This window comes from Nocardiopsis aegyptia (assembly GCF_013410755.1).
Lineage (GTDB): Bacteria > Actinomycetota > Actinomycetes > Streptosporangiales > Streptosporangiaceae > Nocardiopsis > Nocardiopsis aegyptia.
The window spans coordinates 2,846,183-2,867,901 of sequence record NZ_JACCFS010000001.1 but is presented as its reverse complement, the minus strand read 5'-3'; the positions used below and the strand labels follow the sequence as shown (position 1 = coordinate 2,867,901).

Below are 21,719 nucleotides of genomic sequence, written 5' to 3'. Positions count from 1 at the left end.
GAGGGATCACCGATGACCGTGGTGCGCACCTGCCCCGCCTGCTCGGACACGGTGGCCGCCGGTGACGTCTTCTGTGAGGGGTGCGGCCGCACCCTGCCGGACGACGTGCGGGAAGCCCGCGACACCGACGCCGTGGCCACGGCTCCGCAGGAGAGCCTGGCCGACCACGCGCGTCCCGGACTCGTCTCCGGTGACGGCGCCCCCACCGCGCCGCAGGTGAGCCTGGGCGGCCTCACACTGAGCGAGAGCCCGTCGAGCGACTCCGAGTGGGAGGCGATCGACGCCATGGCCACCCAGCCGGTGCGCCGCGCCCGGACCGCCGGGTCCCCGGAACCGGCCCGCGCTCCGGGCCGGGCCCAGGCGCCGGCCCCGGCGAAGGTGGCGCCCGAGTGGCCGCCCCCGGCCACGGGCAGCAGCCCGGTGCAGCCGACCAACCCGGGCCTGTGCGTCTGGTGCCCGGGCACCGTCCTGGACGGGTACTGCGAGAAGTGCGGCTTCCTCCAGCCCACCGGCCGCGACCACGTCGAGGTGCGCACCCCGTCCGCGGTGGGCGTCAGCGACCGCGGCCTGCGGCACCGGCGCAACGAGGACGCCATGGCGATCCGGGTCGTCGACGCCGACTCTCCCCATGCCCCGGGCTCGGTCGTGGCCGTGGTCTGCGACGGAGTGTCCAGCTCACCGCGCTCGGACGAGGCCTCCCGGATCACGGCCGAGACGGGCGCGACCGTCCTCGCCGAGCGGCTGCGCCGGGGGGAGGACCCCCGTACCGCCACCGGCGCGGCCATGACCCGTGCCGCCGAGGCGGTGGCCGCGATCGCCGAGTCGCCCAGCTCCGCGCCCGCCTGCACGTACGTCTCCGCCGTGGTCGACCCCGGCACCGGGACGACCACCATCGGCTGGGTGGGCGACAGCCGCGCCTACTGGCTCTCCGGAGCGCCCACCTCCAGCGCCTCCGCGCTGCTGACCAAGGACGACTCCTGGAGCGAGGCGATGGTGCAGGCCGGAGCGCTCTCGCGCGAGGAGGCGATGAGATCGGCCAACGCGCACGCCCTCATCGCGTGGATGGGCGCCGACTCCGGCGAGATCGACGCGCACATCTCGACCGTGACCCCGACCGGGCCCGGGGCCGTCGTGCTGTGCAGCGACGGACTCTGGAACTACTACCCCGAGGCACAGGCCCTGACCGACGCCGTTCCCGGGGCGGGGGCGGAGCCGCACGCCGCCGCCCGCGCCTATGTCAGCCTGGCCCTGCAGGCGGGGGGCAAGGACAACATCACCGTCGTCGTCATTCCCGTACCCACCGCGCAAGGGGGTTCCCGTGCCGAACAGGCCTGACCAAGCCGGCGAGCCGGAGTTCCGCGTCGAGATCGACCAGAACAGGTTCCTCCCCATCGGCAGGAGCGAGGTGCACGCCGTCGTCAGCGTCGCCTCCAACAGCCCGATCCTGGTGGGCACGTCCGTTCGCGCCTCCGAGGTCATCATCATCGACACCTCGGGCTCCATGTACGGCGAGAAGCTCAACGCGGCCAAGCAGGCGGCCCGCGCCGCCATCGAGGCCCTGCGCGACGGCGTCAACTTCGCGGTGGTCGCCGGGCACCGTACGGCGCAGATGATCTATCCCACCGAGCAGCACCTGGTGAAGGTCGACTCCGAGACGCGCGCGGAGGCGCTGGCCGCGGTCGGCACGCTGCGGGCGGACGGCGGGACGCGCATGGGCACCTGGCTCACCCGCGCGGCGGAGCTGTTCACCCCGGTGGACGAGGGCATCAAGCACGCCATCCTGCTGACCGACGGGCAGAACAACGAACTGCCGGAGGAGTTCGAGCGGGTGCTGCGGCGGGTCGCCGGGACCTTCGTCTGCGACTGCCGCGGCGTGGGGACCGACTGGAAGGTCGACGAGCTGCGCCGGATCGACGCGGCCCTGCTCGGCGGCGGCCCCGGCATCATCGCCGACCCCGCCGACATGGCCGCGGACTTTCGCGCGATGGCCCAGGCCTCCATGGGCAAGTCGGTCGCCGACGTCGCCCTGCGCCTGTGGACGCCGCACAACGCCGTGGTGCGCTACGTCAAACAGGTCGCGCCCACGGTCCAGGACCTCAGCGGCCGGGCCGTGGAGAGGGTCGCCCAGGCGGGCGACTACCCCACCGGTTCCTGGGGTACGGAGAGCCGCGACTACCACGTGTGCGTGGAGGTGTCCCCCGGCGACCCGGGCCGGCAGCTGCGCGCCGGCTGGGTGCGGGTCGTCATCCCCGGCGAGCACGGCATCGACGACCACGTCCTCGCCTCGGGGAACATCCTGGCCGAATGGACCACCGACGAGGCCAGGGCGACGGAGATCAACCCCCGAGTCGCCCACTACACCGGTCAGGTGGAACTGGCCCAGGCCATCCAGGACGGGCTGGCCGCCCGTCGCGACGGTGACGAGGACGTCGCCACCACGCGGCTCGGACGGGCGGTCGCGCTCGCCCACGAGTCGGGCAACGAGGAGACCGCGAAACTGCTGGAGCGGGTCGTCGACGTCATCGACCCGGTCACCGGCACGGTCCGGCTCAAGCCCACCGTCGACAAGGTCGACGAGATGACGCTCGACACCAACTCGACCCGAACCGTACGGACCCGCCCCCGCCCGTCGGGGGAGGAGCCCGGCGAATCCCCCGGACCCGGGTAGGAGGGACCCATGCCGAGTTGCCCTACCGGGCACCACTCCAGGGCGACCGACTTCTGCGACGTCTGCGGACTGCGCCTCCAGGCGCACACGCCCGCACCCGTCCCACCCCAGCAGCGCCAGCCGCAGTACCGCCAGCCGCCCCCGCCCCGACCCGCGACCCCGCCGGTGTCGCCGTCCGCGCCGCCTCCCCCGGCGGCGCGGCCCCCCGCCGCGACCAGGGGAGGCCCCTGCCCGGAGTGCAGGACGCCCCGGGCCGGGCGCTTCTGCGAGGAGTGCGGCTACGACTTCGCCTCGCAGTCCGGCGCCCACCAGCGGCGGCACTCCGGCCCCGGTTCGAGCGGGAGCGGGGCGTACTGGCGGGCGATCGTGGCCGCCGACCCGGCGTACTACCAGTACATGGTCGACCAGGGCATGCTCGACCCCGCACAGATCTCGTTCCCGTCCAACAACCAGCAGCGCCGGGTGTCGCTCAGGGGCGAGCGGGTGCACATCGGCCGCCGGAGCGCGTCGCGGGGCTTCACCCCCGAGATCGACCTCGGCGGCCCCGGCGGCGACCCGGCGATCTCCCACATCCACGCCATCCTCGTCGCCAAGCCCGGTGACACCTGGGCGCTGGTCGACCCGGGGTCGACCAACGGGACCACCATCAACGGCACGGCCAACCCCATCGCCCCCAACGTGGAGGTTCCCCTGCACTCCAGCGACCGCATCTACGTCGGCGCGTGGACCGTCATCATCCTCCAGAAGGGGTGAACCCCGTTGACAAGCCCCCCGACCCACCAGACGCGACCCCCCGCGGCGCAGGCACCGGCGGCCGCGGGCGGACGGATCGCCCGGTCCCGGCGCCGGCTGCGCACGACCCCCGCACGGCTGTGGCTGCTGTCGGCGATGAGCGTCGCCGCGATCGTGGCGCTGTTCGGATCGGCCACGTTCACGCTCAACCAGGCCAGGGACGGCCTGAACGTGCTCGGGCACAACGCCGGTCCCCAGGCGATGGCCACGACGCAGCTCTACCTGGCCCTGGCGGACATGGACGCCCGGATGGCCGACGTCCTGCTCATGGGGACCGACCACGACCTGGGCTCGGGGCGGGAGGACGCCCTTGAACACTACGAGGAGAGCCGCGCCCGGGCCAACGAGGCCCTGCTCCAGGCGGCCTCGCTGACCGAGGGCGACACCGTCGAGGAGCGCAACGTCCAGGCGGTGCTCGACGGGATGGGCACCTACGAGCAGCTGGCCACCGAGGCGCGCCTCACCAACGACGAGGCCGGGGCGCCGCCCGGCGAGGTGGACGAGGAGGCCCTGGCGACCTACCGGGCGGCCACCCGGCTGATGCACACCGAACTGCTGCCCAAGGCCTTCAACCTGGGACTGGACTCCTCGGCGATCGTCCGCGCCAACCACGAGGAGGGGCAGGAGTCCGTCGCGATCGGCCTCGTGTGGGTCGGCGTCGTCGGCGTGGCGGCGGTCGCCTCCCTCGTCGCCCTCCAGCTGTACCTGCGGGTGCGCTTCCGGCGGCGGTTCAACGTCCTCCTCATCGCGGCGACCGCGGGGACCGTGGTGCTCACGGTGGGTGTGGTGCTGGCTCTCAACACCAGCGGCGGCCACCAGAGCCGGGCCAAGGAGGAGGGCCTGGACGCGGCGATGGCACTCGCCCGGGCCGGTGCCATCGCGACCGACATGCAGGCCGACCAGAGCCGCTACCTCGCCGACCCCGGACGGGCGGACAACTACCAGCAGACCTATCTCGACCGCGCCCAGGCGGTGCTGTTCCGGCCCGCCACCAACCTGGACGACTACTACGAGCAGATCGACGGCGTCACGGAGTCCTACCCGGACCTGCCGGGCTCGGACGGCTCCGACGAGGAGGACCCCGGCACGCTCGGCTATCTGGGCCAGCGGGCGCAGGACGCCCTGCTGTCCGGCCAGGAGGACGCCCTGGCCGACGTGTTGGCGGCCTACGCCGCCATCCAGGACCGGGACCGGGCGATGCGCGCGGCGGCGGAGGAGGGCGACACCGCGGCCGCCCTCGACGAACGGATGGGGATCGCCCACTCCGAGGACGGCGTCTTCCAGGAGTACGTGGACGCGCTGAACGAGCTCACCCGGCTCCACCAGGAGGCGTTCACCGAGGGTATCGACCGCGGCGACCGCGCGCTTGCGCCGTGGTCGTGGGCACTGCCGGTCGGCACGCTCGTCCTGTTGGCCCTCGTCGTCGCGGGTGTGCGCCCACGGCTGGCCGAGTACCGCTGAGAGACAAGGAACAGGCCGATGAGGTACCGACACCGTCGCACCGTCGCCGCGGCCGCCCTGGCCGCCGTGGCGGTGCTGGGACTGCCCGGCTGCTCCGCGGTGATGGGAGAGGAGGCGTCGCTGGTCGACGCGGACTCGCTGACCGTGGGGGTCAAGTACGACCAGCCCGGGCTGGGGCTGGAGGGGGAGGACGGCGAGTTCTCCGGCTTCGACGTGGACGTGGCCCTCTACATCGCGCGGCGGCTGGGGGTGGCGGCCGAGGACGTCGAGTTCGTGGGCCTGGTCTCCAGCGAGCGCGAGGAGAAGCTGATCAGCGGCGAGGTCGACATGGTGCTCGCCACCTACTCGATCACGCCGGCCCGCAAGACCCAGGTGACGTTCGGCGGCCCCTACTACGTGGCCAAGCAGGACCTGCTCGTGCGGGCCGACGCCACCGACATCGAGAGCGTGCGGGACCTGGAGGGGCGCAGCGTGTGCCAGGGGGAGGGCTCCAACTCGGCCCGGCGCATCACCGAGGGCCTGGGGATCGACGTGCGGCAGATGGACGCGCCGAGCTACAGCGCGTGCATCGACCGCCTGCGCGAGGGCGACGTGGACGCCGTGTCCACGGACAACCTCATCCTGGCCGGGTTCCTGGCCGAGGACCCGGAGGCCTTCCGGTTCGTCAACAACCCGTTCACGGACGAGAAGTACGGGGTGGGGCTGCCGTACGGGGACGTGCGCGCCTGCGAGGCGGTGAACAAGGCGGTCAGCGAGATGTACCAGGACGGGACCGCGGAGGAGCTGCTGGACACCTGGTTCGGCGAGACGGACCTGGAGGTGACCACGAGCGTGCCGCAGTTCGAGGGATGCAGCTGAGTCCGGGACCGGGACCGGCCAGGGGGCCGGTCGCGGGGGTGTGGTCGAGGCGGGGGAAATGGCAGATACTGACCCTTGTGTAGGGCAATGGGGGTACGGGATGGGAGTTGTCCGTTGACCATCGTCGAGTTCCTGAGTGCCCGCCTGGACGAGGACGAACGGGCCTCGAAGGCCGTCCCCGTGGGTTCCCGCGGTCGCGAGCGCGCGCTCGCGGAGGTCGCGGCCAAACGCAGGATCCTCCACGGCTACGCCCAGGCGCACTCCACGAGCATGCGCCTCCTGGAATCGCCCTCCGCCGTCAACGGCGCCGACCCCTGGTCCGAACTGCTGGCCTGGCGGCTGGCCGTGAAGTACCTGGCGGCCGTCTACCGCTCGCACCCGGAGTACGACCGCTCCTGGGAGCAATAAGGGGGGTGCTCGGGCGCTCGGGCGCCTGGTAGACGCGTCCTTCGCGCCTTCCGGTGTGTCCGCTCGTTCCTCACGAACACACCTCCAGGCCCTCCAGGACGCGTCGGCGCCCTCGCCGTGCTTGCCTTGGGCCTCCGCTCGTTCCTCGCTTTGGCCCGGATAGACCCCCTGTGCCCCCCAATGTGGAACAGTCCGGCTTCAACCCACTGGTGTCCTGTGGGTATCGAGGTGCACCTTTGACCCCTGTGGTGACGGAGGGCGGAACGGCCCAGGGCACCTTCCATCCCCCGGGCCACGGCGGGCGGAACGGCCCAGGGCACCTTCCATCCCCCTGGCCACGGCAGGCGGAACGGCGTACCTCTTCAGGGGGCGGCAGCGCGGTGCGGGCCCACAACCACGGAGGTCCCTGGGTGAGACCGGGCCGGGGTGTCACTTGAGGGCGAGGAGTCCGTCCACCACCTCGACCAGGTCCCGGCCGGTCACGTCCGGCGGGGTGAACACCGAGGGGAAGCGGCCCTCCAGCTGGGCCGACCAACCGGTGACCAGTCCCGCCCGTGCGCCGCCCGCCACGTCCCAGCCGTGCGCGGTGACCAGGGCGAGGCGGTCGGGGTCGATCTCCAGGGCCTCGGCCGCGGCCAGGTACGGGGTGGAGGAGGGCTTCCAACTGTTCGGGGCCGCGCAGCTCAGGACGCCGTCGACCAGCGCGTCCAGGCCCGACCGCGCCATCAGCGCGTGGGCGGGGCCGTCGTCGCCGTTGCCCAGGGTCACCACCTTGAGCCCCGCCTCGAGCGCGGCGGCCAGGGCGGCCGGGGCCTCGCGCCGCTCGGTGAGCTCGGACATCCCCTCGATGATCGTGTCCTCCGCGGCGGGGGCGATCTGGTGTCCGGTGATGTCGCGGAGCGCGCCGCGGGCCACCTCCTCGAAGGAGTGGCCGCCGCCCAGGAGCGCGAGGGCGAAGGCGTCCCTCAGCAGGTGGTCGCTCCAGCGGGTCATGAGGACGCGGGGGATGCCGGCCGCGCGGAAGCGCCACTCCAGCGGGGCGAGCGGGAAGAGCGTGTCGTAGACGTCGAAGGCGAGTGCGGCCGGTCGGCGGGGCGCGGGGGAGGGGGAGGCGGTCATCGACTCACTCAACTCCTGGGGAGTGTGGGGGGCTGCTGACCCGGTACCTACCCGTTTCGGTCCGTGCGTTCTCCGGTCGGTTCGGACGGGGCGCCCCCGAAGGCGGCGTCCAGCCGGGGGATCTGCTCGACCGCCCACGGGCTCAGGGCCCAGGGGGCGCGCTCGGCGGTCGCGACCAGGTCCCGCCATCCGGTCCACGCGAACTCGGCGACCTCGGCCGGGTCGGGATCGGGGGTGTCGGCGGTCCGGGCCCAGAACACCGGGCAGAACTCGTTCTCGACGATGCCCTCGGCCGACACCGCGCGGTAGCGGAAGTCGGGCAGGGCGGGGCGGACACCGGTCAGCGCGATGCCGAGTTCCTGCCCGACGCGGCGCCGCACGGCCGTTTCCAGGTCCTCCTCCGGAGTCGGATGGCCGCAGCAGCTGTTCGTCCACACCCCCGGCCAGGTGGTCTTGCCCAGGGCGCGGCGGGTGACCAGGACGCGTCCGTCGGAGTCCAGGACGTAACAGGAGAAGGCCAGGTGGAGCGGGGTGTCGCGGGTGTGCACGGTGGCCTTGTCCGCGACGCCCACGCGCTCGTACCGCTCGTCGAGCAGTACCACGCGCTCGGTGGCGGCGGTCGTCGGCTGGATCACGGCTCTCCCCCAACTCGCGGGGCCTGCGGTCCCGCACGTCAACAGTCTTCCCTCCCATAGTCACCCGTCCCGGGCACCACACTGCGCCCCGGTCGGTCCCCGGCGCCGCGTAATCTTCCTGGAGGCCCCCGCTCGGGGACCTTCAGGGACAGCGGTGGAGTCAGTGGTGACGGAGACGACAGACCAGCAGGATCGGAGCGGACCGGCCGCGGCCGGGGACGGGATCGACCCCGAGCGGATGCGCGTGTGCCTGGAGGTGCTCCGCGCGGCCGAGGAACTGCCCGTCGACCACCCGGACTCGCGCGCGCTCCAGCAGTCCACCGCGAAGCTGTTCAAGTACGTCAAGGAGCAGCGGCGCCGCGACCGCCGTGCCGCCGCGCAGGCGCACGACTCCGCGGTCTTCGCCGCCACCGCCACGGCCGCGCCGGACCGCATCGACGACGAGACCAGCGGCCGGGCGCTCACCAGCGGGGCGAGCGGCGCACTGGCGGGCGTGCTCATGAGGGCGCGGCCCTGCTACGTCTGCAAGCAGAAGTACACCGAGGTCGACGCGTTCTACCACCAGCTCTGCCCGTCGTGCGCGGCGTTCAATCGGCAGCGCCGGGCCGCGCGCACCGACCTGACCGGCCGGCGGGCGCTGCTCACCGGCGGCCGGGCCAAGATCGGGATGTACATCGCGCTGCGGCTGCTGCGCGACGGCGCCCACACCACGATCACCACGCGCTTCCCCAACGACGCCGTGCGCCGGTTCGCGGCGATGCCGGACAGCGGCGACTGGCTGCACCGCCTGGACGTGGTCGGCATCGACCTCCGCGACCCCGCGCAGGTGCTGCGGTTGGCGGACAAGGTGGCCGAACGCGGTCCCCTGGACATCCTCATCAACAACGCCGCCCAGACCGTGCGCCGCTCGCCCGCCTCCTACGCCCCGCTGCTGGAGGCCGAGGCCCGACCGCTCACGGGCGAGGGCCTGCCCGAGCCGCTGGTGCTGGGCGGGGTGCGCCCGCGCGCGCTGGACGAGGCGCCGGAGGACGGCGTCGCGGTGGCCGCGCACGCGCTGACCCCGCAGATGCTCACGTCGCTGGCGCTCACCACGGGGTCGGCCTCCTTCGACCGCGTGCGGGCGGGGACCGCGATCGACGCCGGCGGCCTGGTGCCCGACCTCGCGCCGGTCAACAGCTGGACGCAGCGGATCGGCGGGATCGACCCCGTCGAGATGCTGGAGGTGCAGCTGTGCAACGTGAGCGCGCCGTTCCTGCTGGTGGACCGGCTGCGGCCCGCGCTGGCGGCGTCGAAGGCGCGCCGCACCTACATCGTCAACGTGTCGGCGATGGAGGGCGTGTTCGGCCGCGGGTACAAGGGCCCGGGGCACCCGCACACGAACATGGCCAAGGCCGGGCTGAACATGCTGACCCGCACCAGCGCCCCGGAGATGCTGGAGACCGACGGCATCCTCATGACCGCGGTCGACACCGGCTGGATCACCGACGAGCGCCCGCACCCGGAGAAGGAGCGGCTGGCCGAGGCCGGGTTCCACGCCCCGCTGGACCTGGAGGACGGCGCCGCGCGCGTGTACGACCCCATCGTCCGGGGCGAGCTCGGCGAGGACCTGCACGGCTGCTTCCTCAAGGACTACGCCCCGGCCAACTGGTAGCGCCCGGTCGTGCCGCCCGAACGGCCCGAACGGCCCCTACGAGCACGGCTCACGGGCGCAGGACGATCCGCACCGGCGAGCCGATGCGCTCGCGGAGGCGCCGCACCGCCTCCGGGGCCTGGCCCAGGGACAGCGAGTCGCTGATGGAGCGGCTGAACTCCAGCCGCCCGGCAGCGACCAGGTCCACCAGCTGCACGACGTGCTCGGGCTCCGAACCGTAGTGACCGAGGATCTGCTGGCGCAGGTAGCTGAATCGGGTGCCGTCGGCCACCTCCAGCGGCCGGTTGGTGAGCCCCACCAGGACGAGCCTGCCGTGCTCGCCGAGGACCTTGACCGCCTGCTCCCGCACCACGGGGACCCCCGCGAAGTCGAACGCGGCGTCCAGGCCGCGCCCGTGCGTGAGCTGGCCGATCCGGGTGAGGAAGTCCTCGGCGGTGGAGTCCAGGGCCACGTCGGCGCCGTAGTCCAGCGCCCGCGCGCGTGCCTGCGCGTCGGGGTCCGCGGCGATGATCGGGGCCGCCCCGACCAGTCTCAGCAGCTGCACGGCGTGCGCGCCCAGGCCGCCGACGCCCCACACGCACACCGCCTCCGCCGGGCGGACGTCCCCGGTCGTGGTCACGGCGGCCCAGGGCGTGGAGACCGCGTCGGGGATGATCGCCGCCTCGTCGAAGGGCAGCGCGTCCGGGATCGGCACGAGCGTGTCCGTCGACGCCAGCGCGTACTCCGCCCAGCCGCCGTCGTAGTCCACGCCGCGGGTCAGGACCTGGCCGTGGCGGTCGTGCTCGCCGGCCTGGAGCGCCACCCGGTCGCCCACGCCCACGTCGAGGACCTCGGGGCCCAGCTCCTCCACGACCCCCGACACCTCGTGTCCGAGGGTGACCGTGTCGCCCTTGAGGTGCAGCGGGGTGAGGGAGCCGTCGATGAGGTGCACGTCCGACAGGCACACGCCCGCCGCCATCACGCGCACCAGGACCTCGTCCCGGCCCGGGACCGGCCGGGGCACGTCGGTGACCTCCAGGGTTCTGGTCGTCACGTTCAGCCGGGCCGCGCGCATGGTGGCCATGGGTCATCCCTCGCAGTGGTCGCGGATGGGTGATTCCAGGCAATCATCACGCTTCGTACCCGCGGCGGTACCGGGACGACACGGGCGATACTGGTCAGATCCAGCTCAGGTTTTCGTCAAGGGGCCGGGCCCTGGGGTCGGCGCGGACCGGCTCACTCCGCCATCAGGCCGTTCCGGTAGGCCCAGGCCGCGACCTCCACCCGGTTGCGGGCGCCCAGCTTCGTCTGGACGCTCGCCAGGTGGGTCTTGACGGTGCTCACCGTCACGAACAGCTCCTCGGCCACCTCGCCGTTGGTGAGACCCCGCGCCACGGCCCGGACGATCTCGCGCTCCCGGGCCGTGAGGACGTCGTCCTGGGCCGGTGCGGGGGGCCGGGAAGCGGCGAAGTGCCGCAGGAGTCGCACGGTGATGCTCGGCGAGACGAGGGCGTCCCCGCGCGCTGCCGCCCGCACGGCCTCGACCAGCAGCGCCGGACCGGCGTCCTTGAGCAGGAAGCCGACCGCGCCGCCGGTGAGCGCCGCGTGCACGTACTCGTCCAGGTCGAACGTGGTCACCACGACCACCCGCAGGGGGTCGGCGACCCCCGGTCCGGCCAGGCGGCGGGTCGCCTCCAGGCCGTCGATGCCCGGCATCCGGATGTCCATGAGGGTCACGTCCGGGCACAGTTCGCGTGCCATCCGCACCGCCTCGACCCCGTCCCCGGCCTCGCCCACCACGGAGATGTCGTCCTCCGCGTCCAGCATGAAGCGAAAGCCCGTCCGGACCATCCGCTGGTCGTCGGCGAGCAGTACCCGTATCGTCACGCGTCCTCGTTCCGGTCGTCGTGGGCGCCGGCCGTCGTGGTCGGCACCGTGGCGGCGGTCAGCGGCAGCCGTGCCCGTACCGTCCAGCCGTGTCCGTGGTCGCCGGGGCCCGCGGTGAGGTCCCCACCGAGCAGCCGGACGCGCTCGGCCATCCCCACCAGGCCGTGGCCGCCGCCCACCGGAGGCGCGCCCCCGCGGCCGTCGTCGTGCACGCGCAGGCGCAGCTCGTCCGCCGCGATCGCGACCTCCACACCGACGAGGGCGGCCCCGCGCGCGTAGCGCAGCGCGTTGGTCACCGACTCCTGGGCGACGCGCAGCACCGTGGTCGCCACGTCGGTGGGCAGGTCCGACATCCGGCCGTCGACGCTCACCCTGACCTCGGGCCGCCCGGCCGCGGCGGGCGCCGCCAGCGCGGCCAGCCCCTCGGCGGGGCTCGGCGCCAGGGGCGCCTCGCCGGGCTCCCGGAGCCGGGCGACCATCGCGCGCATCGACTCCAGCGCGCGCGTGCCCGCCGCCTCGATCTCGGGCAGCGCGTCGCGCACCGCGGCGGGGTCGCGGTCGGCGATGTGCCGCAGCGCCTGCGCCTGCACGACGATGCCGGTCACCTCGTGCGCCACCACGTCGTGCAGGTCGCGGGCGATGGCGAGCCGCTCCTGGCCGCGTGCCCGTTCCACGTACGTGCGGCGCTGGGCCTCGCGCCAGCGCAGGTACAGCCCCGGGGACAGGCCGACGGCCACGAAGCCCAGGGCGGTCGTGATCTGTCCGGACCAGAAGACGGGTTCGCGCAGGTAGTCGGAGAGCGCCGCGGCGAAGGCCGCGAGGCAGACCGCGGTGATCTGCCATGGACGTGAGCGCAGCGCGGTGAGCGTGAGCAGGACCAGCAGGGGCAACACCTCCGCCATCACGAACCCGAACCCGAACGTGCCCTTGGGCACTGGCCACAGCAGAGCCGAGACGGCCGCGACCCCCAGCGACGCGCTCACTGTGGCCCCCGTCGTCAGGACCGGACCCGAGCGCGGCCGCAGGGCGAGCAGGGCCAGGAGGGTCGCCAGCGCACCGGAGACCAGGGGCAGGTAGGACATCGGCGTCGGGGGCGGGCCCGGCCACGTGGGGTCGGACAGGTCGTTGACCAGACTCGTCGTGGACTGGAGCAGCACGGCCGTCAGCAGTACGGCGACGATCACGAGCACGGAACGCGGGAGCGCGCCGACCACGGTCGGCAGCCGGTCCCCGATACGGCCGAAGGCCCTGTTCAACGCCATGCCACCAGGCTAGACCGGGCGCGGCCGGACGCCTTCGGCCGAAAGGACGAGGCCGGGCTCGGGGCGGTCGGTCGATGGGTCGATGTGCGCGGGGTGCTCCGAAGGCGACGCTGGGGTGATCCGAACGCCCTGGGAGGCCCACGTGAACGACAGCCCGACCGCACCCGTGACCGCGGCGGAGAGCCCGCCCTCCGGCGGGCGGGTGCCCTTCCTCGACGTCGCGCGGGCGCTGGCGATGATCGGCGTGGTGCTGATGAACGCGCCCACGGTCGTGTTCGCGGCCGAGCGCGTGGGGGAGCGCGCCCCGGACCTGGTGACCTCGGTCGTGGACACCGCGCTGTCAGTGCTCATGTCGGGCAAGGCCCGCGCCCTGTTGATGGTGCTGCTCGGGGCGGGCGCCGTGTTCGCGTGGCGGGCGGCCGCCCGCCGGGGCGGCGGACCGCTGGTCCTGATGCTGCGCCGCTACCTCGTGCTCGGCGTGCTGTTCGGGGCACCGCACCTGTGGGTCTTCTCCGGGGACATCCTCACCCACTACGCGCTCACGGCCCTGGTGCTGGCGCCGCTGATGCCGCTGCTGCTCGCCGGATCGCGCGCCCGCCCGCTCTACGCCGCGGCGGCGGCCTTCGCGCTGGCGCCCGTGGTCGACGCGTTCGCGCCCCAGACCCACGAACTCGCGGTCGTGGTCGTCCTCGTGCCGCAGACGCTGGGCTTCTTCTGTGTGGGTGTGTGGCTGGCCCGGCGGCTGGAGTCGGGGCCGGACGCTCCGCCCGGCGGCCCGTCCCGGTTGCCGCTACGGCTGGTCGTGCTGGGGTTGGGCGGTCAGGTCCTGGGGATGGTCACGATGTTCGCGGCCGACCTGTTCTTTCCGCTGGAGCTGGACGCGGACGGTGTGCCGGTCGGTCTGGGGCCCGACGGCATGCCGCCGCGCGAGCCGGGATCGGACATGCTGGTGTCCATGGGCGGCGCGCTGATGGGGCTCGGCGGCGCCCTGTTCTACCTCGGCCTGGTGTGGTGGGTGATGAACCGGGGACGCACGTCCGCGCGTGTGCTGACGGGACTCGCACCGCTGGGCCGGATGACCCTCACCGCGTACCTGGGGAGCACGCTGGTGTTCCTGGTGGTGATGGGGCCCTTCGAGGGGGAGGTGCCGCTGCTCGCGCAGTACGGCCTCGCCATGGCCTATTTCGTCGTGGTGGCGCTGGCCGCGCGCTGGTGGGCCCGCCGGTTCCGGCTGGGCCCGCTGGAGTGGGTCTGGCGCAGCCTCACGCTCCTGCGCCCGGTCCCGATGCGGCTCCCGGCCGACGACGCCCCGCCCGCCGTGCCCGCCCGACCGGCCCGGCTCACGGAGACCGGAAGCGGCCGGACCGACGCCCCGCACATGTGAGACGCGGCCGTGTCCGGTGCTCGGGCGGACCGCCCGGCCTCGTCTCCGGGCACGGCGCGGTCGTCATGCCGGTTCCCGGGGCAGGGGGTCGTCCACCCGGGCGCCGGGGCAGGCCCCCGGGCGCCCCCGCGACGGTGCCGGTGCGCGTCCGTCCCGCTGCCCGCGGCGGACCGCCCGGCCGCACCTCCGGGTCATGGCGCGGCCGTGACGTCCCGGTGCCGCGTTGGCGGACCGGTGCGTGGGCGCGTCCGTCCGTGGACTCGGGACTCCGCGGGGGTCAGCCTCCGGCGACCGACGGCAGGAGGCGGACGTCGGCGTCCTCGGGGACCTTGGCGTCCAGGCCGCCGATCGCCCGGCACTCGTCGCCGTTGACGAACACGTTGACGTAGCGGCGCAGCTGCCCCTGCTCGTCGCGGATCCGCCGGTCCAGCCCGGGATGCAGAGTGGTGAGCTCGTCCAGCACCCCGCCGAGCTGTGTGCCGTCGGAGACCTCCACCGGGACGTGCGCGGCCCCTCCGGCGTCGGCCCGCAGCAGACCGGGCAGGTGCACGGTCACACGCATCTCATACCTCCGTGGCCCGCACGCACAGGACGTCCGGCAGGTGGGCGGCCACCTGGTGCCAGGTGCCCTCGTCGTCGGTGGCGGCGAAGACGTCGCCGGTCCGGGTGCCGAAGTAGAACCCGGGCACGTCGGCGCCGTCGGTGCACGCGCCGTCGCGGAGCACGATGCCGAAGTAGGCGTCGTCCGGCAGGCCGTCGACGTAGGCCTGCCAGCTGTCGCCAGCGTCGTCGGTCCGGTAGACGGCCAGCCGGTTGTCCGGCGGCAGGTGGACCTCCTGGCTGACGACCGGGAAGTTGAGAACGCTGGTGGGCCGCCCGGGGTGGGTCACCATGGCGAAGCCGAAGTCGGTGGGCAGGCCCTTCTCGATGGCGGTCCAGCCCTGCCCGGCGGGGTCGGCGCTGCGGTAGACGCCGTGGTGGTTCTGCGCGTACATCACGCCGTCCGGAGCCGCGGCGACCTTGTGCACGCACTGGCCGTACTCGGGCTCCTCGTCGGGCAGGAACCCGGCGCTGATGCCCCGGTTGGCGGGCTTCCAGCTTCCGCCGCCGTCGCGGGTCTGGTAGACGCCGCCGGTGGACATCGCCACGGTCATGGCGTCGGGCGCGCGCCCGCCGGAGGCCAGCAGCCCGGGCAGGATGGTGTGGATGGCGCCGCCGCCCGCGCCGGGGAACCAGTCGTCGTGGTGGGGGTGGTCCCAGAGCGCGCGGTCGAGTTCGAAACTCAGCCCGCCGTCACCGGACCGGAACAGGGCGTGCGGTTCGACACCGGCGTACACGGTGTCGGCGTCGTCGCCGAAGGCGAACTGCCAGGCGCGGGTGAAGGAGGCGTCGGTGTCCTCCGGGAAGGCGATGGGTGCTTTGTCTGGTTCGTGCCAGGTCGCCCCTTGATCGTCGCTATACCAGACGCTCGGGCCGAAATGGGAGCTTTCGGCGCCGGCGAGGATACGGCCGGAGTGGGGGTTGATCCCCACCGCGTACACGGAGCTCATGCTGGCGTAGTCGGCGGCGTCGAGGCGGTGCGGGCCGTCGACCCGCCATGTGCGCCGGTCCTCGCTGCGGGCGGTGAAGAGCCCTTTGCGCGTGCCGATGACCAGGAGATACGTCATGACCAACTCCAGGATGTGACGGAGGTCTCCACCATGTCACACTGGTGTGACAAACGGCGAGAGGCCGGGATGGCCGCGCTCCCGACCACCCCGCGCGGGTCAATAGTCAATGGCCACAACGAATGCGCGAGTCATCGAATGCTGTTCGGTCGGTAAATGTGTCATCGGTCGCAGTGGGCGGCGCCGATAGTGATCGGGGAACCGCATTCCGGGTGCGTGGCGTAAGTTCCGAGGTAGGCGGTTGCGAGTGCGGTCGGTGTCTGCAATAAAATTCCGGGCCAACCGGTGTGCACGCTCGGGCTATGGCCTGGACCGTCCGTCTTCCCGCCCGCCCGAACTGGTCACACGACTTCCCGCTCGCTCGGTCTTCGCGGTTGGTTTCAGGACCACCGTCCTAATGGTTCTGCGTACCAACAAGTTCCGAGTTCCCACTCGATAGGGTTCGCCTCATGCAACACCCCCCGGACACGCTTCACGCCCGCAAACGGCGAAAGGCTCGCGCCACCATCGTGTCGGCCGCCTTCCAGCTCTTCGCCGAACACGGGTTCGACAAGGTCACCGTCGCCCAGATCGCCGAACGCGCGGAGGTCGGCCGGACCACCTTCTTCCGCTACTTCGGCGACAAGCAGCAGGTGCTCTTCGCCGACGACGGCGCCGAGGTGGACCGGATGTGCGCCCGCGTGCGGGAGGCGGGCGACGGGGACGAGGTGCCGGGCAAGGATCTGGGTGCCGCCGTCGAACTGCTGCGCGAGGCCGCCGTCTCCGCGCGCCGGCACTCGGTGCCGTCCCCGGCGCGGTCGGCGGTCCTGGCCCGCCTGCTGCGCGAGAGCGTCGACCTGCGCTCGCGCTACCTGCTCACGCACGAGCAGCGGGCCGACCGGCTGGCCGCCGCGCTCATCGAGATCGGCACCGCCGAGGACGTCGCCGTCCTGGCCGCGCACACGGCCATGGCCTGCGAGCTCGCCGCCCTGCGCCTCTCGGAGAGCCCGGAGGCCTTCCCCGGGCGTCTGGACGAGGCGCACGCGCTCCTGCGCGGTCTCCACGTCCCCGGGGCCTGACGGCGCCCGCCCCGCACACCCTCGTCCGCGGGACGGCCCGCCGCCGCGTCAGGTGCAGGGTCGCGACGGACCGTGACCGTTCCCGGACGGTGCGGTCCGTCGCGCCGGGCCGCGGAGGTCAGGCGTCGCCGGTGAGGTCGAGCGGGCGCGGCCGGAAGCTGTCGACGATCGCCTCGACGGTGTCCGCGTGCTCGCCGGCCGCGCTCGCGGGTGTGCTCGCCCGGATCGCGAAGACGGTGCCGGAGCCGGGCTCCACGACGGCCTTCTGGGTGGCCCGGCGGTGCGGGTCGTCGTACTCGACGTCGACCCACTGGGACTCGCCGCCTTCGAGAACGGCGTCGAACACCAGGACGGCTGACGCGCCTCCGTCGCCGAACAGGCCGTCGTCCGCGCCCGTGTCCAGGGACAGCCGTTCGTAGGAGTCCGCCTCTCGCTCCAGGGACGACTCGTTGCGCTCCATCCAGCGCTCGGCGGTCTCCCCGGGGTCCGCGCCGTCCCAGATCGTGTGCACGACGATGTTCCCGTCCGGTGAGGTGATGATGCCGGTGTCGGGTCCGCCGTCGGGTGGCGCCGTCCACTCGACGTCGGGGTCGCCCCCGGCGTCGTACCAGTCGCTGGGCAGGTGCACGAAGTACGTGCCCGAGCGGTAGAGCCGGTAGCCGGGCCGGGGGAACGGTTCTCCACCGCAGGCCGTGACCAGGCCGGTGACGAGCAGTGTCGCTATGGCTGCGCTCAAGGGGCGAAGCAGCATGGGGGAGGCCTCTCGCCGATGTGAGGGGAATCACTCACCCTACTCCTCGGGGGACTGACCTGCGAGGGTGTCGACCGACCGGTTCGCGCCCCCGCCGCGCGGATCGGACCGGGCGGCGGGGGCGCGGAGGCGGTTCGCCGGTCGGAGCGGTTCCGACCGGAGGGGGCGGAACGGGTCGGACCGGGCCAGGTCGGACCGGACCGGCTCCGATCAGAACGCGGTCAGGGTGACGTGGAGCGCCGAGGGGTCGTGGTCCTGGACGTAGGACGCGAAGTCGCCGACGTCGTCGAAGGCGAACCCGTACGCCTTGCCGTCCACCGTGTGCTCGTGGAAGACCCCGGCGTAGCGGTTGGAGATGTCGGACGCGTAGAACTCCTCGGGGTCCGAGGCCGGCTGGTCGGCGTGCGAGAGCAGGGTCCCGCGGTTGAACGCCGCGCCCACGATGGCCGCGACCGGGCCGGTGATGCCATCGTTCGGGGCGTTGAGGGCGCCGTCGCAGAAGAGGATGTCCCTCGTCGAGGGTCTGGCGATGGGGCTCACGCCGCCGTCGAACACCAGCCGGCCGTCCCGCACCCGCCCGGTGAAGGTGCCCGCGTTGGTGGTGACCCTCAGGTCGTTGGCGGCGTAGTGGGACCACACCCGGTCCACGTACGGGTCGAAGTAGTCGGCGGGGAAGATCCCGGAGTCCAGGGCGTGGCCCGGGGCGATGATCCGCAGGTCGTCGTGGACCAGGACGCCGAAGTCGGGGTCGGCGGCGAGCGTGTCGAACACGGCCCGGCGCCCACCGGGCTCGAACGTGCCGGTCGTCTGGTCCGCCGCACCGGTGAGCCGGATCCCGATCGGGACGCTGAACTGGTCGACCATGCTGGTGTTGCAGAACATCCCGTCCTCGTTGTGCGTGAACTCCACGGTGTCGTGCAGGATGTCGAAGCCGTGGTCGTCCTCCACCCAGCCCGCGGGGAGCTGGAGGGCGGGGTTCCCGTTGCCGTCGGCGACGATGCGGATGCCGAGCTTGCCGCCGAGCGCGAGGTAGATCCGCCCGGACATGTAGGGCAGCGTCAGGCCGGAGGCCTCCGAGAGCGGGATGGAGTAGTCGGTGTACCCGTCGTCGGTGTTGTCGCTCTCGCTCACGGGGTGCGGCGTGCCGGCGGCGTCGACCCGGCAGTGTCCGCCGGTGGTGAGGTCGGTGCCCACGACGTAGACGAGGACGTCGTCGTCGGAGAAGCGCCCGGACTCGTTGGCGAAGCCGACGGGGAGCGCTCCCGGATTGGCCGTGCCCGAGGAGGACGAGGCGGCGGTCAGGTCCGCGCGGGAGGTGGCGCATCCCGCGGCGCCGAGGAGGGGGACGGTCGCGGCCAGTGACGCGCTGCCGAGGAAGAGCCTGCGGTCGATCATGTGCGGTCTCCTTGGAGAGCGGGGAAGAGACTGGAAACTAAGTGACCATTTAGTTACCGGGCGCGTCAACCGGTGTAAGGGGAGTGAATACGCGGGGCGGGAGTTTTCGGTGGCGACAGGGGGGTCATGTGACCCACCTCACATGGATTGCGGCGTCCTAGGGTGGTGGAAACGGCTCGGGGGCACGGACACGGGAGACCGCATTGACCGACATCGACCTCAGCGAGTACACCCGGGACGGCGACGGTTCCCGCCGCCTGCGCGGATACCTGGCGCGACCCGACGGCGAGGGCCCCTGGCCCGGGGTGGTGGTCCTGCACGAGGTGTTCGGCGTGGACGAGGAGATGCGCCGGCACGCCGACCGCCTCGCCGGACTCGGCTACCTGGCACTCCTGCCCGACCTGTACAGCGACGGCGGCATGCTGCGGTGCGTCGCGCGCACGATGCGGGCCGTCTCCACCGGGCACGGGCGCGCCTTCACCGACATCTCCGCGGCACGTTCCTGGCTCCTGGCTCAGCCGGACTGCACGGGCCGGATCGGTGTCGTCGGCTTCTGCATGGGCGGCGGCTTCGCGATCGCGGCTGCGCCGGACTTCGACGCGGCCGCGCCCAACTACGGCCTGATGCCGCCCGACCTGGCGGCGGCGGTCCGCGGTACCTGCCCCACGGTCGCCAGCTACGCCGCCAGGGACCGGATGCTCAGGGGCGCCGCGCCCCGGCTCGAACGGGCGTTGAACGCCGAGGGCGTGCCCAACGACGTGAAGGAGTACCCGGAGGCCGGGCACTCCTTCATGAACGTCGGGCCGGCCCGTCCCGCGGCCCTGCGCGTGGTGCTGCGGGCGATGGGAACGGGTCCGCACCCGGAGTCGGCCGCCGACGCGTGGCGCCGCATCGAGGCCTTCTTCGGTGAGCACCTGGGTTCGGAGCGCACGGACGGCGAGCCGTACGGCGGGGGCGGGGTCCCGCTCTGAACGTGGACCAGGTCGACCGACGGGGCGGTTGATCGGTCCGAGGGCGTGCTCAGGCCCGGTGACCACACGGGACCGTGACACAGCGCGATGGGATGAACCGTGAGGGCCACGGACTCCGATAGAAGTACGGGAGGCCCCCGCGTGCGGAGGCCTTCGAGATCCGGTTCCGACGAGTCCCAGACGGGTTCACCTTGACCAACGATCACCAGTCCCCGGCCCCCGCCGTCCGCCTCCTCCCGACCGGCCCGACGTGGCGGTCCGGCCTGGCCGCCGGAGGCGCCGCCGCGCTCCTCGCCCTCGGGCTGTTCCCGGCCACGGCCCACGCCGACGAGTACCCGAGCGCGGAGCCCGTGTGCCAGTCGGTCCTGCACCCGGAGGCCGCCGCGGCCATCTCCGCGGCGGTCACCGACATCGGCGCGGAGCGGGACACCGACTTCGGCTTCGGCGTCTCCGCCTTCGACGGCGAGCTCACCTGTGGCCACCAGGCCGACCAGCGCTACGACGCCGCCAGCGTCGGCAAGGTCATCGTCCTGGGCACGCTGCTCTGGCACGCCCAGGAGGAGGGGCGCGCACTCACCGAGCGCGAGGACGAGCTGGCCACCGCCATGATCACGGTGTCCGACAACGCCGCCACCATCGAACTGCGCAACGACCTCGGCCGGGAGCGCATGCAGGACTTCCTCGACGCGGCCGACATGCCGAACACCGTCCTGCACCCGGAGAACTACACGGGATTGATGAAGATCAACGCCCGGGAGGAGCTGCACCTGCTGAGCCTCATCACCGAGGAGAACGACGTGCTCCGCGCCGAGAGCCGCGCCTATGCCAGTGGGCTCATGGGCGACGTGATCGAGGAGCAGCGGTGGGGCGTGCCCGCGGGGGCGCCCGAGGGCGCCTCGACGATCAACAAGAACGGCTGGCTGCCCTACGACGGCACCGACATCTGGCGGGTGAACAGCATCGGCGCGATCGACGGCACCAGCGCCGGCCCGTACCGGATGGCGATCCTGACTGACCAGAACGCGGGCATGGCCTACGGGGTGGAGACCATCGAGCTGCTGTCCGCGGCCGTGCACGACGCCCTGCACGCGGACGAGCCCACGACGCTCAGGTCGCCCCTGCCGGTCCGGCCTCAGGACCTGCCGCTGACCTCCGACGGCTCCGACCGCGCCTGACCGGCCCGCACGGGCCGCCGGGACGGATCAGGAGCGCTCGCGGCCCGCGCGGTAGGCGGCGATGATGTCGTCGACCGACCAGCGGGCGACCCAGTCGCCGACCACGTCGAGGGCGACGTCGTCGAGTGCGCGGAAGCGCACGCAGGCCTTGCCCATGTCGAGTCTGCGCCCGGTGGCCCGCCACTCGTCGGCGAACTCCCGCTGGAGTTCCTCGTCGTACACACCCATGAGGTAGAGGGAGAAGTGCCGCTTCTGCGCGGCCAGGGCGACGTAGCCCAGCGGTCGGCCGTTGTAGGTGTCGGGAAAGCGCTCCAAGGGGACGTGGTAGCTGATCATCCCGAACTCCATGCCCTCCTCGTAACCGGGCGGAAGGCGGTCGAGGACGACGCGGCGGATCGCGCGCAGCACCTCGGCGCGGTCCTCCGGTAGCTCGGACAGGTACTCGTCGGGCGTGGCCGCCGCACTGGACACCATGGCACCACTGTAGGCACGCGGCCGGTCGGCCGGGGCGGACCGCGCCGGGGCGGCTGCGTTCCGGCGCCGGAACGGGGAACGGCCGGGTGGCCCCGGAGGACCGAACCGGCTCCCGCTCGGGGAG

General features: G+C 73.0%; 21 protein-coding genes. 11 read left to right on the top strand and 10 right to left on the bottom strand.

Annotation, left to right across the window (positions count from 1 at the left end; all coding sequences use genetic code 11):
- The first annotated feature begins 12 nt into the window (after positions 1–12).
- From HNR10_RS12890 to HNR10_RS12865, 6 genes are all read left to right on the top strand, one after another.
- The gene (locus tag HNR10_RS12890; protein WP_179823453.1) at positions 13–1,335 is read left to right on the top strand and encodes a PP2C family protein-serine/threonine phosphatase; all 1,323 of its coding nucleotides are present in this window, start codon (positions 13–15) and stop codon (positions 1,333–1,335) included.
- Positions 1,319–2,668, top strand: coding sequence for a vWA domain-containing protein (locus HNR10_RS12885; protein WP_179823451.1), 1,350 nt, complete (start codon positions 1,319–1,321; stop codon positions 2,666–2,668). Before HNR10_RS12890 ends, HNR10_RS12885 begins: the two co-directional genes overlap by 17 nt.
- A 9-nt stretch (positions 2,669–2,677) precedes the next feature.
- Positions 2,678–3,421 (top strand): FHA domain-containing protein, encoded by a 744-nt coding sequence (locus tag HNR10_RS12880; protein ID WP_179823449.1) that lies wholly within the window; start codon positions 2,678–2,680, stop codon positions 3,419–3,421.
- Positions 3,422–3,556: 135 nt separating this feature from the next.
- Positions 3,557–4,921, top strand: a complete 1,365-nt coding sequence (locus tag HNR10_RS12875; protein WP_246407142.1) for a hypothetical protein — start codon at positions 3,557–3,559, stop codon at positions 4,919–4,921.
- Between the two features lie 18 nt (positions 4,922–4,939).
- A complete protein-coding gene (locus HNR10_RS12870; RefSeq protein WP_179823446.1) occupies positions 4,940–5,779 on the top strand; it encodes a glutamate ABC transporter substrate-binding protein in 840 nt (279 codons plus the stop codon).
- A gap of 114 nt (positions 5,780–5,893) precedes the next feature.
- On the top strand, positions 5,894–6,187 hold the full coding sequence (locus HNR10_RS12865) for a DUF6221 family protein (RefSeq protein WP_179823444.1): 294 nt from the start codon (positions 5,894–5,896) through the stop codon (positions 6,185–6,187).
- A gap of 429 nt (positions 6,188–6,616) precedes the next feature.
- Here the strand turns inward: HNR10_RS12865 and HNR10_RS12860 are convergent, their stop codons facing one another.
- Positions 6,617–7,306 (bottom strand): HAD family hydrolase, encoded by a 690-nt coding sequence (locus HNR10_RS12860; protein ID WP_179823442.1) that lies wholly within the window; start codon positions 7,304–7,306, stop codon positions 6,617–6,619.
- A gap of 47 nt (positions 7,307–7,353) precedes the next feature.
- Entirely contained in the window at positions 7,354–7,941 is a 588-nt protein-coding gene (gene idi, locus HNR10_RS12855) for an isopentenyl-diphosphate Delta-isomerase (RefSeq protein ID WP_179823440.1), read from the bottom strand.
- 238 nt (positions 7,942–8,179) lie between these two features.
- Here idi and HNR10_RS12850 point away from each other — a divergent pair, with 238 nt between their 5' ends.
- Positions 8,180–9,592 carry an SDR family oxidoreductase gene (locus HNR10_RS12850; RefSeq protein ID WP_179829702.1) on the top strand — a complete coding sequence of 471 codons (1,413 nt, stop codon included), beginning with the start codon at positions 8,180–8,182 and terminating at the stop codon, positions 9,590–9,592.
- 49 nt (positions 9,593–9,641) lie between these two features.
- On the opposite strand, the gene HNR10_RS12845 is transcribed toward HNR10_RS12850, so the two are convergent.
- From HNR10_RS12845 to HNR10_RS12835, 3 genes are all read right to left on the bottom strand, one after another.
- Entirely contained in the window at positions 9,642–10,655 is a 1,014-nt protein-coding gene (locus HNR10_RS12845; protein ID WP_179823439.1) for a zinc-binding dehydrogenase, read from the bottom strand.
- 152 nt (positions 10,656–10,807) lie between these two features.
- A complete protein-coding gene (locus HNR10_RS12840; RefSeq protein ID WP_179823438.1) occupies positions 10,808–11,458 on the bottom strand; it encodes a response regulator in 651 nt (216 codons plus the stop codon).
- Positions 11,455–12,720: a sensor histidine kinase gene (locus HNR10_RS12835; RefSeq protein WP_179823437.1), complete on the bottom strand. Its 1,266-nt coding sequence runs from the start codon at positions 12,718–12,720 to the stop codon at positions 11,455–11,457. Before HNR10_RS12835 ends, HNR10_RS12840 begins: the two co-directional genes overlap by 4 nt.
- 82 nt (positions 12,721–12,802) lie before the next feature.
- Here HNR10_RS12835 and HNR10_RS12830 point away from each other — a divergent pair, with 82 nt between their 5' ends.
- A complete protein-coding gene (locus tag HNR10_RS12830) occupies positions 12,803–14,104 on the top strand; it encodes a DUF418 domain-containing protein (RefSeq protein WP_246406199.1) in 1,302 nt (433 codons plus the stop codon).
- Between the two features lie 277 nt (positions 14,105–14,381).
- On the opposite strand, the gene HNR10_RS12825 is transcribed toward HNR10_RS12830, so the two are convergent.
- The gene (locus HNR10_RS12825; RefSeq protein WP_179823436.1) at positions 14,382–14,666 is read right to left on the bottom strand and encodes a ubiquitin-like small modifier protein 1; all 285 of its coding nucleotides are present in this window, start codon (positions 14,664–14,666) and stop codon (positions 14,382–14,384) included.
- Between the two features lies 1 nt (position 14,667).
- Positions 14,668–15,771: a WD40/YVTN/BNR-like repeat-containing protein gene (locus HNR10_RS12820; RefSeq protein ID WP_179823435.1), complete on the bottom strand. Its 1,104-nt coding sequence runs from the start codon at positions 15,769–15,771 to the stop codon at positions 14,668–14,670.
- A 449-nt stretch (positions 15,772–16,220) separates the two neighbouring features.
- Between HNR10_RS12820 and HNR10_RS12815 the strand changes: the two genes are divergently transcribed.
- Positions 16,221–16,829 carry a TetR/AcrR family transcriptional regulator gene (locus HNR10_RS12815; protein ID WP_179823434.1) on the top strand — a complete coding sequence of 203 codons (609 nt, stop codon included), beginning with the start codon at positions 16,221–16,223 and terminating at the stop codon, positions 16,827–16,829.
- Between the two features lie 118 nt (positions 16,830–16,947).
- Here HNR10_RS12815 and HNR10_RS12810 read toward each other — a convergent pair whose 3' ends face one another.
- Positions 16,948–17,565, bottom strand: coding sequence for a hypothetical protein (locus HNR10_RS12810; protein WP_179823433.1), 618 nt, complete (start codon positions 17,563–17,565; stop codon positions 16,948–16,950).
- Between the two features lie 225 nt (positions 17,566–17,790).
- On the bottom strand, positions 17,791–18,975 hold the full coding sequence (locus HNR10_RS12805; RefSeq protein WP_179823432.1) for a beta-1,3-glucanase family protein: 1,185 nt from the start codon (positions 18,973–18,975) through the stop codon (positions 17,791–17,793).
- A 203-nt stretch (positions 18,976–19,178) separates the two neighbouring features.
- Between HNR10_RS12805 and HNR10_RS12800 the strand changes: the two genes are divergently transcribed.
- Together HNR10_RS12800 and HNR10_RS12795 are read left to right on the top strand one after the other, a co-directional pair.
- On the top strand, positions 19,179–19,946 hold the full coding sequence (locus HNR10_RS12800) for a dienelactone hydrolase family protein (protein ID WP_179823431.1): 768 nt from the start codon (positions 19,179–19,181) through the stop codon (positions 19,944–19,946).
- Between the two features lie 191 nt (positions 19,947–20,137).
- A complete protein-coding gene (locus HNR10_RS12795) occupies positions 20,138–21,121 on the top strand; it encodes a serine hydrolase (protein ID WP_179823430.1) in 984 nt (327 codons plus the stop codon).
- Between the two features lie 27 nt (positions 21,122–21,148).
- Here the strand turns inward: HNR10_RS12795 and HNR10_RS12790 are convergent, their stop codons facing one another.
- Positions 21,149–21,595, bottom strand: coding sequence for a DUF1801 domain-containing protein (locus HNR10_RS12790; RefSeq protein ID WP_179823429.1), 447 nt, complete (start codon positions 21,593–21,595; stop codon positions 21,149–21,151).
- Between the last annotated feature and the right edge of the window lie 124 nt (positions 21,596–21,719).

Excerpts from the sequence above, each read along its gene's own strand:
- HNR10_RS12875 (WP_246407142.1), top strand. The coding sequence starts at position 3,557 with ATGAGCGTCGCCGCGATCGTGGCGCTGTTCGGATCGGCCACGTTCACG.
- HNR10_RS12825 (WP_179823436.1), bottom strand. The coding sequence starts at position 14,666 with ATGCGTGTGACCGTGCACCTGCCCGGTCTGCTGCGGGCCGACGCCGGA.
- HNR10_RS12850 (WP_179829702.1), top strand. The coding sequence starts at position 8,180 with ATGCGCGTGTGCCTGGAGGTGCTCCGCGCGGCCGAGGAACTGCCCGTC.
- HNR10_RS12880 (WP_179823449.1), top strand. The coding sequence starts at position 2,678 with ATGCCGAGTTGCCCTACCGGGCACCACTCCAGGGCGACCGACTTCTGC.
- HNR10_RS12820 (WP_179823435.1), bottom strand. The coding sequence starts at position 15,771 with ATGACGTATCTCCTGGTCATCGGCACGCGCAAAGGGCTCTTCACCGCC.
- HNR10_RS12815 (WP_179823434.1), top strand. The coding sequence starts at position 16,221 with ATGCAACACCCCCCGGACACGCTTCACGCCCGCAAACGGCGAAAGGCT.
- HNR10_RS12790 (WP_179823429.1), bottom strand. The coding sequence starts at position 21,595 with ATGGTGTCCAGTGCGGCGGCCACGCCCGACGAGTACCTGTCCGAGCTA.
- HNR10_RS12870 (WP_179823446.1), top strand. The coding sequence starts at position 4,940 with ATGAGGTACCGACACCGTCGCACCGTCGCCGCGGCCGCCCTGGCCGCC.
- HNR10_RS12890 (WP_179823453.1), top strand. The coding sequence starts at position 13 with ATGACCGTGGTGCGCACCTGCCCCGCCTGCTCGGACACGGTGGCCGCC.
- HNR10_RS12830 (WP_246406199.1), top strand. The coding sequence starts at position 12,803 with ATGTGCGCGGGGTGCTCCGAAGGCGACGCTGGGGTGATCCGAACGCCC.
- HNR10_RS12860 (WP_179823442.1), bottom strand. The coding sequence starts at position 7,306 with ATGACCGCCTCCCCCTCCCCCGCGCCCCGCCGACCGGCCGCACTCGCC.
- HNR10_RS12805 (WP_179823432.1), bottom strand. The coding sequence starts at position 18,975 with ATGATCGACCGCAGGCTCTTCCTCGGCAGCGCGTCACTGGCCGCGACC.
- HNR10_RS12845 (WP_179823439.1), bottom strand. The coding sequence starts at position 10,655 with ATGGCCACCATGCGCGCGGCCCGGCTGAACGTGACGACCAGAACCCTG.
- HNR10_RS12835 (WP_179823437.1), bottom strand. The coding sequence starts at position 12,720 with ATGGCGTTGAACAGGGCCTTCGGCCGTATCGGGGACCGGCTGCCGACC.